This is a genomic window from Mailhella massiliensis (assembly GCF_900155525.1).
Lineage (GTDB): Bacteria > Desulfobacterota > Desulfovibrionia > Desulfovibrionales > Desulfovibrionaceae > Mailhella > Mailhella massiliensis.
Genome location: NZ_LT706952.1, coordinates 235569 through 248434, shown reverse-complemented (window position 1 = coordinate 248434; position 12866 = coordinate 235569). Strand labels below are relative to the sequence as shown.

Sequence of the window (12866 nt, the reverse complement as noted above, 5' to 3'; positions counted from 1 at the left end):
TTCTCCTTGCTATACGCGCATCCACTGATAAAAGGGCACCGCGCCTTCCGCCGCGGCTCCATGCGCTTCCCACATGTTCAGAAGCGAATCCACGGTATCGCCCTCATACTCGTTTTCCCCGTCCTTCCAGTTCCAGAGACAGCCCTCCGGCCCGATGAATACGGAAAGGCTTCCCTCCGCGGGAATATGCCGCAGGCCCAGTTCCGCCAGGCGGAAGGCGGCGGCAAGATCCTCCTTCTCCTCTTCCGGGCTGCCGAAGGCGCGGTTCCAGGGCAAGGAAACGCCGAAGCGCAGACCTGCCGCCTCCACAAGAAACGTGGCCCGCAGCCCCTGAAGCCCGTAGCCCGCAAGGCCGAAGCCCGCATAGCGGAGAGGATCTTCCTCCACGGCTCCGTCGGCAGGCTCGTCCTCCCCTGATGACTGCTCTTCCGCAACCTCATCCTTTTCCTCTTCGACGGGCGCATCTTCCGCCTCCTGCACGAAGAAGCGGCGTTCCCCTTCTTCCCGGAAGGGACCGGCATCCAGCACGGCGTCCATGTCGGCGGGAACGTCCATGCGGCTCACGATGCGCCGGTCGGTGCCAAAAAAGTTCTCGGAAATCTGTTCCAGCCTGTTCACGGCAACGAGGGGAAGCGGCGGCAGAAGAAGCCCCGTTTCTTCCAGAAGCTGCGAAAATCCTTCGGGAAGGCGTATATCCTGATATTCCGTCATATCATGCTCCGGTGTTTATGACGATGCAAACGATGTCGGCTCACGAAGCCCTTTATCCTGTATTATGCAAAAACCGTACCGAAAACAGCATAGCGTTTCCGGCACGGCTCTGGCAACAGCGCGGAAGGCGCCTCCGCCCCTGTCGCAGCGAAGAATGCGCCCCGGCATCCTTTTCCCCGCCCCTCCCTGCGGAACGCCATGAAAAACGGAAAACAAGAAACGCGGCTGCCGCGCCCGGAAGAACCGGACCGGGACGCCGCACAACAGGTCTGCGCGCCCCTCAGGCGGAAGGCGCGCCGCAGACCCCCGGCCGGAAACAGGGGGAAAACGGGCGTTCAGCTCTTGCCCGTGCGCTCACTGGAGCAGGGGGCCTGTGGTTTATCAAACAGCGGCAGCAGTTCCCGCCGCTTTTCCCTTTCCTCGTAACGCGCGCAGCGCTCGCGCAGCTCGGCGTTCTCCTTCCACAGACGGCGGTTTTCCAGAGAAAGTTCCCGTCGTTCGTCTTCCAGCCTGTCCAGACGGCTTTCCAGCCGGGAACAGCGCGGACAGCTTTCCGGGCAAGGCTCTTCCTGATGCCGGACTTCCCTTTCCCCGTCCGCCGGACGCATGGGTCCTTCTCCGGTGAGCAGCCATTCCAGCCCGATGCCGGCCTTTGAACAGATTTTTAGTATAACATCGGCATTGGGCAGATTTTCGTTCCGCTCATAAAATCCCAACGAACCTTTGCTGATATTGAGCGCCCGGGAAAAGGCCTCCTGGGAGCTGCCTCCTCTTGCCAGTCTTATACGTTCTCCAAGCGTGCTCATAGGGGTGCAACATTCCGCACCCGAAACGCATTCGCCGCCCTTCCGCCGGAAAAGCTGCCTGCGGAAAGGAACCCACGAACGGTTCCGGGAAAGATTTTCAAGTTTCGCCCTATAATTCTGCTTTACTTGAACAGAAAAATATTCTAAAACAGATTCACGGGCGGTTACAGAGTACCTCGACATACCGACTTTAACCGCTCCCCCGGGGAATGGCAACGGCCAACTCCCGCGTCCTCGGCCGGACAAAAGGCGGCAACCATGCCGCGCTGTCCTTTTTTCTTTCATAATCTCAACATGATACAGAATCCATCAGATTCTGCATTCCCGGGGAGCCGGTATGGCCGACGCCCACGGAAAAAAATATCACCCCTCAAGGCTGCTCTTTCCGGCACGGTCTGCCTTCACGCAGGGGCGCGGGAAACGGACGGTTCTTTTTTCTCTGCCCTTTTCCGACCGGGGCACATGAGGCCGGATTCCGGCCGGACTGTTCTTTCCCGCATGGGGGGGGGAAACTACGCCGCGCGGCGTTTTTCCCCGGAACACGGGACCATGCTTCCTATTTACGGGCCGGAGACCATGGTACGGGTTGCGGGACGATTTTGAAATCGCAGCCTTCGAAACGTTCCGCCGCAGCGTTTTCACGGAAGGCGGGAGTACGTGTCGCCACGGACGCCGTTCTTCCCTCTCTGCCCGTAATCCGATTTTCGTACCGTTCCTTCAGGGCGGGCGGAGCGCCGTGCGCGCATTGTACGGACGCATTTTTCAAGACGCCCGGAAAACCTGCTTTTCTGCGGAAAAAGTCCTGCCTCGGAGCACGTTTTCCTTGCACGGAGAGGGGAAGAACTGTAGCATAACGGACATACCTTCCATTATTCTCAACTGTTGCAGAAAAGGACCTCTCTGTCGTCTTTCCGAAACTTTGTCTGAAAACCGTAAAAACGCCGTCGCTCCATCAACGGAATACATACCGTGAGCGAAAGGAAAGTTCACGGCATGCTCCGCAAGTCCGCCGGACCTGCGGAACGAAGCGGCATCGTTGAGAGAACCGACAAACTCCAGGGCGTCAACAATGGAACGTGTATTTTCTACCCTCGAGGAAAAAAAGCGGAAAATTGCCGACTTAACCAGTTTTTTTCTTCATGAGCATTACTGCAAGAACAACGCGGCCGCCTTTATTCCCTATATAGACGATTCCTTTCTCTGGTTCGGCGCGGCCGAACACGAGTATGTGGCAGGGGCGGAAAAAGCGAAGGAAATACTGCATACCTTCAAAGACAGGGTGCCGCCCTGCGAAATTTCCGACGAACATTACGATGTCATCGCCCCCGAGGACGACGTGTACATCTGCACAGGCATGTTGTGGATACGCACCCTGCCCTCTTCCGAAATCTATCTGCGCGTTCATCAGCGCATCACCAGCGTATTCCGCTGGACGGAAAACGGTCCCCGATGCTGCCACATTCATCTTTCCAACCCGTACACGGAAATGATGGAAGACGACGTGGGCTTCCCGGAAAGAATGTCGCTGGAGTCGCGCCGCTACCTTCAGGAACAGATTGAGGAGCAGAAGAAAAAAATCGAGGAGCAGAACGCCTCCATCCTGCAGATGCATTTTGAAGACCTTTCCACAGGCCTGTACAACCGCAACAAGTTCAATCAGGTATGCGACGAATTGCGGGAAGAACATCCCGAAAGGCTCGGCATTGCCTATTTCGACCTGAACGGCCTGAAAAAGACCAACGATACCCTGGGCCATCATGCCGGCGACGACCTCATCTGCCGCACGGCGCATCACCTGCGCAGCGTGTTCGATCAGAAGGCCTACCGCATAGGCGGGGACGAGTTCATCGTCATCGACCGGGACTCCCCGGAGGATGCCTTCAAGGAAAGCGTGCGGGAAGCCATAGCGTCCATGCAGAAAGACAACCTGAGCATTTCCGCAGGGGTATGCTGGCGCTCCGCCCCCTGCGACATCGACGAGCAGATCAACGAAGCGGACAAGAACATGTACCTTGCCAAGAAGGACTTCTATTCCCGGCGGGAGCACAACCGCAGAAGCCGCTGACCCCCCGCCGTTTCCGGTACGACGGCCGGGAGGGCGCACCTTCGCCGGGGCAACGCGAAACGCCCTCCGGGAAAGGCCCCTTCGCCCGGGTATCACAACCGCCCGGCTGCGCCGGGCACGCCGTACGGGGCGCAGGGTCTGTACGCCCCGGACCCGGCCTGCGGCGGACATGAATTACGCCTGCGCGACACCTTTGCCGCGTGCCACGAAGACACGCCTGCTCTGGACATGCGGTACAGGAAGCGGAACCTGCACTGAGGCACGCTTAACGCCGCAAATGCATTTCACCTGCGCGGCCCTCGCGGCCCGGGCGTTTGAAAGCGCCCGGGGCCCGGAGCGCTGAGAAAAGGTTATTCCTCCGCAAACAAAAACAGCATGAAGCGGAGGGGCTTTCTTCCGCAAACAAAGGCCGGATAGTACATTGAGAAAACGTTGTGCCTGAGCAAGGGCAAAATAACGCCAGTGCCGGGTACAACGCTCCCCTGCGCTTGCCATCCCTTCCCTTGACACGACGGCCCGGCAACGCCGGGACGGAATCGGCCTGCGTGAGCGGGTACGAAGCACACGCTCACACGGAGGGCTCCGCCCGAACGCGGCAAGTCGGAACATTCCGCATCCGGCGGCCATACGGTAGGCAGGCCTTTTCCGCCCCCTGCCCTTCCGGCAGGCCCCCTGCCCCGGGCGCCCTCCTTTCCAGAAAAAACGCAACAGAGCTTCCGCACAAGCCTGCGCTTCCCATAAGAGCGCGAACACACTCCCGCCGCGAGCCGAAGGACAAGCGTTGCAGCTCCGCCGCCTTCCGCCCTGCCGGCCATGGGGGTCCGGGGGAGATTATCTCCCTCGAGAAACGCTTTTTTCTCCCTCTTCCGCCCGGCGGGGTCTGGGGCGGAGCCCCGGTGCCTTTTCTGCCGCGACGCACCGCCGGGGGAAAGGCTATGCTCCGGCGGCGGGGTTCAACCGTTCCACATCGCCCGAACGCAGAGCCGCAAGGTTTGCCGCAATGCGTTCTTCGGGCCAGTCCCACCAGCGAAGTTCCAGAAGCTTCTGCACCACCTCTTCCGCAAAGCGGGGGCGTATGCTCCGTGCCGGAACACCGCCCACGATGGCATAGGGCGGCACATCCTTCGTCACCACCGCGCGGGAACCGATAATGGCCCCGTCCCCAATGGTCACGCCCGCAAGGACGACGGCCTCATATCCTATCCACACATCGTTGCCAATGCGGATATCGCCCTTGTTATCCCACGCCGAGGCCACCTCTGCCACATTCAGCCCCCACTCCTCGTAAAAAATGGGAAAAGGATAGGTGGAAAGGGAAGAAAGCGCATGATTGGCGCTGTTGAAAAGAAACTTCGCTCCGCAGGCAATGGAACAGAAACGGCCGATGATGAGCCTGTCGTGATTGACGGGATAATGGTACAGCACGTTGTTGCGTTCAAAATCCCTGGGATCATGCACGAAATCGTTGTATATGGTGTAATCGCCCACCTCTATGCCGGGTTTTGTTATCACGTTTTTCAGATAGACGGTCTGCGTATCCCCGGTGCGGGGGTATATTCTTTCTGCATTCATGGTTTCCACTCCTTGTTTATATGACGGCGGGGGGACGCGAAACTCCGTCTGCGCAGGATACGCGGTACAGGCCCGGGCGTTTGAAAGCGCCCGGGGCCCGGAGCGCTGAGAAAAATATTCCTCCGCAAACAAAAACAGCATGAAGCGGAGGGGCTTTCTTCCGCAAACAAAGGCCGGATAGTACGTTGGGGAAAACGTTGTGCCTGAGCGAGGGCGGAATAACGCCAGTGCCGGGTACAACGCTCCCCTGCTCTTGCCATCCCTTCCCTTGACACGACGGCCCGGCAACGCCGGGACGGAATCGGCCTGCGTGAGCGGGTACGAAGCACACGCTCACACGAAGGTTGCCGCCCGAACGCGGCAAGTCGGAACATTCCGCATCCGGCGGCCATACGGTACGGCAGGCCTTTCCGTACCCTGCCCTTCCGGCAAGGAACAGCCCCAGGCGCATTCTTTCCTCTAAAAGGCATCGGAACGGCAGAGCTTCCGCAAAAGGCTGCGCTTTTCCATAAAACCGCAGGAACCTTCCCGCCGCGAGCCGAAGGAAAAACGCAGCAGCTCCGCCGCCTTCTGCCCTGAGTCATGGGGGGGCCGGGGGAATTTATCTCCCCGAGAAACCTTTCTCCTCCACTTCCCTCCCAGCGAAATCTGGGGCAGCCCCCGGGGCCTTTACCGTGGCGCGGGCAGGGCATGGCCCGTGTGCCTTTTCCGCCTCTCCCCTCCTCCTGCCTTTCCGGGCTTAGATACGAAAAAGGGCGGAGAAGCCTTGTGCTCCGCCGCCCTGCTGCCTGTGACTTCTGCCGCTACGCCACTTCTTCGGAGACAGATTCCTCCTCGCTCTGGTGAGCGGGATTTTTGAACTGCATGTTGTAGAGGGTGCGGTACTGGCCGTTGGGGATGGCCATGAGTTCTTCGTGGCTGCCGAGTTCCACGAGGTTGCCCTCGTTGATGACGGCGATACGGTTGGCGTTTTTCACGGTGGAGAGGCGGTGGGCGATGACGAACACCGTCTTGTCCTTCATAAGGTTGTCGATGGCGCGCTGCACGATTTCCTCGGATTTGTTGTCGAGGGCGGAAGTCGCTTCGTCGAGGATGACGATGGGGGCGTTCTTGAGGAAGGCGCGGGCGATGGCCACGCGCTGCTTCTGACCGCCGGAAAGAAGGATGCCGCGTTCCCCGATATAGGTTTCCACACCGTTTTCGAGGGAATCGATGAAATCGCTGAGGCAGGCGTTGTGCAGGGCCTTTCTGATATCCTCGTCCGTGGCGGAGGGGTTGCCGAGGAGGATATTCTCCTTGATGGTACCGTCGAACAGGAAATTATCCTGAAAGACCATGGCGATATGCTGGCGCAGATCGTTGAGGGCGAAGTCGCGCACATCCACGCCGTCCACCTTGATGCTGCCTTTCGTCACATCGTAGAAACGGGGCAGAAGGCTGACGAGCGTGCTCTTGCCGCCGCCGGAATTGCCCACAAGGGCCAGCATTTCGCCCACGCGCACATCGAGGTTGATGTCGTGCAGCACTTCCACGCCGGAGTTGTAGCCGAAGCAGACATGCTCGAAGGTCACGCCCTTCTTCACTTCCACGAGGGGGGTGGGTTCTTCCTTTTCCAGCAGCACGCAGGGGCGTTCCAGAAGGTCGAACACACGTTCGATGGCAAGGAAGGACTGCTGCACGGAAACCGCCACGTTGGTGATGTTCTTGAGCGGCGTATAGAGCATGAGCAGCGCGGTAATGAAGGAAACGAAGTTACCGGCGGAAATGGTGCCCTGCACGATGAGCCAGCTCCCCAGAGCGATGGCGAGGCCGAGGCCTATGGAAATGACGAAGTGCATGAACGGCGTGATCCACGCGGTGCGGCGCGTCATGGCCACGGTAAGGTTGAACACGTCGTCCAGCAGGGTGTTGAAGCGGCCCTTCTGCCTTTCCTGAAGGTTGTAGGCCGCAATGGTGCGGTTGCCGGAAAAGGTTTCGTTGTAGGTGGTGTTGAGCTGGAACATGCAGCTGTTGTTGCGCGAAACCAGCGACTTGAGCAGCTTCTTCACCTTGGTGAGGGGGGCCACGGCCACCGCGAGAATGACGATGGCGAGGATGGAAAGCTGCCAGGAGTTATAAAAGAGCACGCCGATGAGGGCGATGGAGGAGCATATTCTGGTAAGAAAGCTCTTCAGGTTGCCGAGCAGGCCGGAGCAGGCGAGTTCCGCATCGGAGCTGAAGCGGAAGAGCACCTCGCCGGAGGTGGTGGTATCGAAGAACGAGGGTTCTATCTGCACCAGCTTTTCGTAGAGCCGCGCCTTGAGGCCCATGGTAAGCTTGCCGCCCACCCAGGCATTGAGGTACGCGCCGCCGAAGTTCAGAAGGCCCTGCACGGTGGTGAAGCCCACGATGAGCAGGGGGATGTACCACGGCGATTCCATGCTCTTGCCCACCACGACGACATCGGTATAGGGCTTGAGGAAAAGCGCGATGACGGCGTCGAGGCTGCCCACGGGAACGCAGATGAGCAGCGAAAGCAGGGCCATGGGCCAGAACGGCTTCACGAAGGGCCACATGCGCCGGTAATTGACGACGAACTGATTGTTGTTCAACGCCTTCGTCAGGTCTATCTTCATCCTGTATCCTTATGGAAACGGTTTATGATGGAAGCGCTCCCGCTCCGGCAGGAACGGAGGGGGCGTGCGCCGGGGCGCCTCGACAGCGCCGGACCGGCTTTGCAGATGCGCGAAAGCGCCCCATGGTAGCCGTGAAAGGCCGCCTTGGCAAGAAATCGTTATTCCACGGTGACGCTCTTGGCGAGGTTGCGGGGCTGGTCCACATCCTTGCCCAGATAATCGGCCATCTGATAGCTGAAAAGCTGGAGCGCAGGCAGAGCGAAGAAACCGGAAAGCTCGGGCATGGCTGCGGGCAGCACCCAGAGTTCCTCCACGGCAAGATCGGGCGCACGGCCCTCCCTTTCCTGCACCAGGGCGATGACGCGGCCCTGCCTTGCCAGCACCTCCTGAATATTGGACTTCACCTTGGCAAAGAGCGCATCGTCGAGAGCGAGGGCGAAGGTGGGGAACTGCGGGTCGATGAGGGCGATGGGGCCGTGCTTCATTTCGCCTGCGGCGTAGCCTTCGGCATGGATATAGGAAAGTTCCTTGAGCTTGAGCGCGCCCTCCAGCGCCAGCGCGTGGCACTGACCGCGCCCCAGATAGAAGAAGCTGCGGGAGGTGGAAAAACGCAGGGCAAGCTGCGCGGCGCGTTCCTGCATGGAGGGGAGCGCGGCGGCAAGCCTTTCCGGCAGTTCGCAGAGCCCGCGGAGCATGTCGCACGCCTGCACGCCCTTTCTCTGGCCGTAGTACAGCGCCATGAGGGCGATGAGCACCATCTGGCTGCACATGGCCTTGGTGGAGGCCACGCTTATTTCCGGCCCCGCCTGGGTATAGAGCACCACATCCGCCTCGCGGGCGATGGAGGAACCCACCACGTTGCACAGGCCTATGACCCTGCAGCCCTCTTCCCGGGCAAGACGAAGCGCGGCCAGCGTGTCGGCGGTTTCGCCGGACTGGCTGATGACCATGACCACCTCGCCGGGCAGGAGAATGGGGTCGCGGTAGCGGAATTCCGAGGCGATGTCGAGATCGGTGGGAATGCCGCCCACGCCTTCCAGAAGCTGACGGCCCCAGAGACCGGCATTGTAGGAGGTGCCGCAGGCCACGATGTGCAGGCGCGTGGGCACGGGGAGCGCGTCGAGCTCATGCAGGAGCACGCGCGGGCCGCCCTGCTCTTCCGCCACGCGGCCGGTGAGGCAGTCGGTGATGACGCGGGGCTGCTCCATGATTTCCTTGAGCATGAAGTGCTTGTAGCCGCCCTTGGCCGCGGCCTGCATATCCCACGGCACATGGCTCACGCTCTTTTCCACCACGGAAAGATCGGCAAGGGAAAGCACCTGCCAGTGCGGGCCCGAAATGCGGGCCAGTTCCCCGTCTTCCAGAAAGACCACTTCGCGCGTGTAGGGCAGAAACGCCGGAATATCCGACGCCACGAAACATTCCCCCACGCCCACGCCCATGAGAAGCGGCGCGGCCATGCGCGCGGCATACATGACGCCCGGTTCCTCCAGGGCCACCATCACCACGGCATAGGCCCCGTGGGCGCGGCGCAGCGCGCGGGCAAAGGCCTCTTTGAGGGAGGGCGCGGTCTTTCTTTCCTCGCCTATGAGGTGGGCCAGCACTTCCGTATCGGTATCGGAAAGGAAGGTGTGCCCCCTGGCGGAAAGTTCATCCTTGAGTTCCTGAAAATTCTCGATGATGCCGTTATGAACGATGGCGATGCCGCCGTCCTGCGAAAGGTGCGGATGGGCGTTTTTTTCCACAGGCAGGCCGTGGGTGGCCCAGCGGGTATGGCCCACGCCGGTGGTGGCCAGCATGTAGGCGTTCTCCTCCAGCTTCGCCTCAAGCGCCGAGAGCTTGCCCGCCGCCTTCACCACCTGAAGGCGGCCCGCCTGTTCAAAGGCCACGCCCGAAGAATCGTAGCCCCGGTATTCCAGGCGATGCAAACCTTCCAGCAGCAGGGGGACGGCGGGACGGTGCCCGCTGTAGCCAATGATTCCGCACATATAAGAACTCCTGTTTCAGGGAACGTATATCGCCTTTATACAGAGGGAACGGCCCGTGGGCAAGAACTTCTCTTTCCGCCCGAAAAAAGGAAGCTCCGCAGAAGCCTGCGGCAACGCCGCCCCCACGGCGAAAAAAAAGCCCGCCTTCCCGAAGGAGGGCGGGCAACACACCGTAAGAAAAACTTACTTGGCGTCGGGAGCGGCCTGAGCAGCCGGAGCGGCGGCCGGGGCCTTTTCGGCAGCGGGGGCCTTTTCGGCGGCGGGAACGGCTTCTTCCGCGGCGGGTTCGCCGGCCGCGTCGTCCTGCCCGGCGTTGGCGGGTTCAGGCAGCGCGGGCATTTCCAGAGAAGGCAGCGCGCCGAAGTCGGCCTTGTTCGCATCCATGATGGACTTCACGGCATCGGTCATGTCGACTTCCGGGCTGTAGGAAGGCATGACTTCCTCGCTGAACAGGCCGAAGAGCTGCTTGTCGGTACGGCACTTGTCGAAGGCCTTCTTCATTTCCGTCTGGAGCACGTTCATCACATGTTCCTGATCCTGCTTGATGACGTTCTGCAGGAAGTACACAAGGCGCTGAAGTTCCTTTTCCAGCTTCTGGGCTTCGGCCTCGTTCTTGTCGGCGCGGGCCTTTTCCAGCCTGGCCTGAATATCGCCGAGCACGGCCATGGCCTTGTCCTCCAGCTCGCCCACACGGGCGATGCCCTGCTTACCGAGCTGGCTTTCCTGATAGATTTTCGCCACCTGAACGACGCCGAACTGGGGCGCGGGCTTCTGGGGCTTCGCTTCTTCGTTGCAGCCGCCGAGGAGGGCAAGCATGGACACAAGGGCAAGAGAGGAAACAAGGTTCCTGTTCATTCATATTCTCCTGTAATGTACTGTCCGCCGGCAAAGTCGGCGAAACGCAGAAAAAGAGATATCCTTTTTACCCCCGCTCGGCAATGGGGAGAAGCCAGGAAAAATTTTTCCCCCTTTCCCCGAACGCCGGGACTTGACAGAGCAGAGAGGCGGGAGCATTTCCACTGAAAACCCACCAAGGCCCGGCCCGCAAGGGCTTCGCCGCATACCACAAGGCAGGAACGCATGGCAGACCAAAGATCCGAAGAGGCCATTGAAAAACTGCGGGCGGAAATGGACGCCCTTGACGACGAAATCCTTACCCTGGTGCGCAGGCGCTTCAACCTGAGCCGCCGCATCATGACCGATCAGCACCGCTACGGTATGCCCGTGGAAGTATTCAGCCACGACCGCGAACAGCAGACCATAGACCGCCTCAAAAAACTCAATGAGGATTCCGACTGCCCCATGCGCGGCGCTCACATCGGCAACATCTGGCAGATGATATTCTCCTGCACCCGCGTGGGCTGGTAAGCCGCCCTGCCGGAGAGCCTTCGTGCATGAGACCAGGGCGCGGGGAATTTCCCCGCGCTTTTTTCTTGCCCGGGACACCTTCGCCGGGGTGGAACGAAGGCCCGTCTGCACAGGACACGCTGTACGGAGCGCAGGCCTGCACGGGGGGCCTTTCGTTTAACGCCGCAAGTACATTGCGGCGGCCTACAGCCTTCGGCCCGGCCGCCTGAACGCGCCCGGAAGCCCCGAAGCGCTGAGAAAAGGTCATTCCTGTGCAAACAAGAGCAGAATGAAGCGGTGAATACCTTCTGCATCTTCGTCAACAAAAGCCGAACGGAACGTCGAGAAAAAGTTACTCCTTCACGAGCAGGAGCAGAACAACACCTTGCGGAAAAGCCCGAACATTGCAGACAAGAACCGAACGGAGCGTTGAAAAGCGCTTTGCCCTTCGCAAACGAAGGCCGGACGGAACGTCGAGCAAACGCTGTGCCTGAGCAGGGGCGGAATAACGCAAGCGCCCGGGCACAACGCTCCCCTGCTCTTTTCATCCCTTCCTTTGACACGACGGCCCGGCAACGCCGGGACGGAGTCGGCCTGCGTGAGCGGGTACGAAGTACACGCTCACACGGAGGGCGCCGCCCGAACGCGGCAAGTCGAAACATTCCGCATCCGGCGGCCATACGGTACGGCAGGCCTTTCCGCACCCTGCCCCGGGCACACTCCTTTCCAGAAAAAGACGCAACAGAGCCTACGCACAAGCCTGCGCTTCCCATGAGAGAGCGCACACATTCCCGCCGCGAGCCGAAGGAAAAACTTTGCAGCCCCGCCGCCTTCCGCCCTGCCGGCCATGGGGGTTCGGGGGAGATTATCTCCCCCGAGAAGCTCTTTCTTCTCCCTCTTCCGCCCCGGCGGGGTGCGGGGCGGCACCTGCCTTTTCTCTCTTCTAGGCTCAGGACTCATTATTTCCAATGACGTCAAAAAAGGATAAGTATGGATATGGAGGTTTCTATGTCCACTCTTTTTTACCTTTCTTCCGCTCAGATGGATGTCATTCGCCCTTTTTTTTCTTCGTTCAAGAGGCATTCCCAGAAAGGACGATCAAAAAATTATCAGTGGAATTATCTATGTTCTCAAGTTCGGTCTCCGATGGAAGGATGCTCCAAAAGAATACGGCCCCTATAAAACTCTTTATAACCGTTTTGTCAGATGGAGTAACATGGGCGTCTTCAAAAAGATTTTTACGGCTCTTTCCGAAAGTACCCAGGACACCTCCCTTCTCATGATTGATGCTACCTGTCTGAAAGCTCACAGAACTGCCGCAAGTTTGAGAAAAAAAGGGCTTCCTCTCGCTGTATCGGACGCACAAAAGGAGGATTGAACACCAAATTACATGTAGTCTGCGACTTCGACGGACGTTCAATTCGGACATTGCTGACAGCCGGAAGCATCAGTGATTATGGCGGTGCGGCATGTCTCTTGCCAACTCTGCCTTCAACCCGAATACTTCTTGCTGACAGGGGCTATGATGCCGGATGGATTCGCAGTTTTTTGAAAAATCGAGGTTGCACTCCCTGCATTCCTTCTCGGAAAAATACAAGAGTCATGAGTATTGCAACAAGAAACAATATCTCCAGCATCACAAGATAGAACACATGTTTTCCCGGTGAATGACTGGCGTCACATAGCCATGCGCTATGATCGCTGTGCTCATACATTCCTTTCAGCAATTCACCTTGCGGCTATCGTTATTTTTTACCTTTAA

8 protein-coding genes and 2 pseudogenes are annotated in these 12866 nt (G+C 59.3%); 3 read left to right on the top strand and 7 right to left on the bottom strand.

All coding sequences use genetic code 11. From position 1 onward, the window contains the following. Positions 1 to 9: 9 nt before the first annotated feature. The 3 genes and pseudogenes from CZ345_RS11225 to CZ345_RS17435 form a co-directional block, all read right to left on the bottom strand. Complete coding sequence (locus CZ345_RS11225) at positions 10 to 711, bottom strand: hypothetical protein (protein ID WP_077073232.1); 702 nt, start codon at positions 709 to 711, stop codon at positions 10 to 12. A 335-nt stretch (positions 712 to 1046) separates the two neighbouring features. Next, a complete protein-coding gene (locus tag CZ345_RS17440) occupies positions 1047 to 1319 on the bottom strand; it encodes a hypothetical protein (RefSeq protein WP_239446732.1) in 273 nt (90 codons plus the stop codon). A 54-nt stretch (positions 1320 to 1373) separates the two neighbouring features. Continuing rightward, positions 1374 to 1517, bottom strand: a pseudogene (locus CZ345_RS17435) (helix-turn-helix domain-containing protein); the annotation flags it as partial. Positions 1518 to 2586: 1069 nt separating this feature from the next. On the opposite strand from CZ345_RS17435, the gene CZ345_RS11210 reads away from it, so the two are divergent. Beyond that, positions 2587 to 3582: a diguanylate cyclase domain-containing protein gene (locus tag CZ345_RS11210; RefSeq protein ID WP_077073229.1), complete on the top strand. Its 996-nt coding sequence runs from the start codon at positions 2587 to 2589 to the stop codon at positions 3580 to 3582. A 933-nt stretch (positions 3583 to 4515) separates the two neighbouring features. On the opposite strand, the gene CZ345_RS11205 is transcribed toward CZ345_RS11210, so the two are convergent. From CZ345_RS11205 to CZ345_RS17215, 4 genes are all read right to left on the bottom strand, one after another. Further along, positions 4516 to 5163 (bottom strand): CatB-related O-acetyltransferase, encoded by a 648-nt coding sequence (locus CZ345_RS11205; RefSeq protein WP_420843773.1) that lies wholly within the window; start codon positions 5161 to 5163, stop codon positions 4516 to 4518. Positions 5164 to 5957: 794 nt separating this feature from the next. Further along, positions 5958 to 7769 (bottom strand): ABC transporter ATP-binding protein, encoded by a 1812-nt coding sequence (locus tag CZ345_RS11200; RefSeq protein WP_204224291.1) that lies wholly within the window; start codon positions 7767 to 7769, stop codon positions 5958 to 5960. 158 nt (positions 7770 to 7927) lie between these two features. Continuing rightward, the gene (glmS, locus tag CZ345_RS11195) at positions 7928 to 9757 is read right to left on the bottom strand and encodes a glutamine--fructose-6-phosphate transaminase (isomerizing) (RefSeq protein ID WP_077073227.1); all 1830 of its coding nucleotides are present in this window, start codon (positions 9755 to 9757) and stop codon (positions 7928 to 7930) included. Positions 9758 to 9940: 183 nt separating this feature from the next. Further along, positions 9941 to 10612, bottom strand: coding sequence for an OmpH/Skp family outer membrane protein (locus CZ345_RS17215; RefSeq protein ID WP_077073226.1), 672 nt, complete (start codon positions 10610 to 10612; stop codon positions 9941 to 9943). A 225-nt stretch (positions 10613 to 10837) separates the two neighbouring features. Between CZ345_RS17215 and CZ345_RS11185 the strand changes: the two genes are divergently transcribed. Continuing rightward, positions 10838 to 11125, top strand: a complete 288-nt coding sequence (locus tag CZ345_RS11185) for a chorismate mutase (protein WP_077073225.1) — start codon at positions 10838 to 10840, stop codon at positions 11123 to 11125. A 987-nt stretch (positions 11126 to 12112) separates the two neighbouring features. After that, positions 12113 to 12866, top strand: a pseudogene (locus CZ345_RS16300) (IS5 family transposase).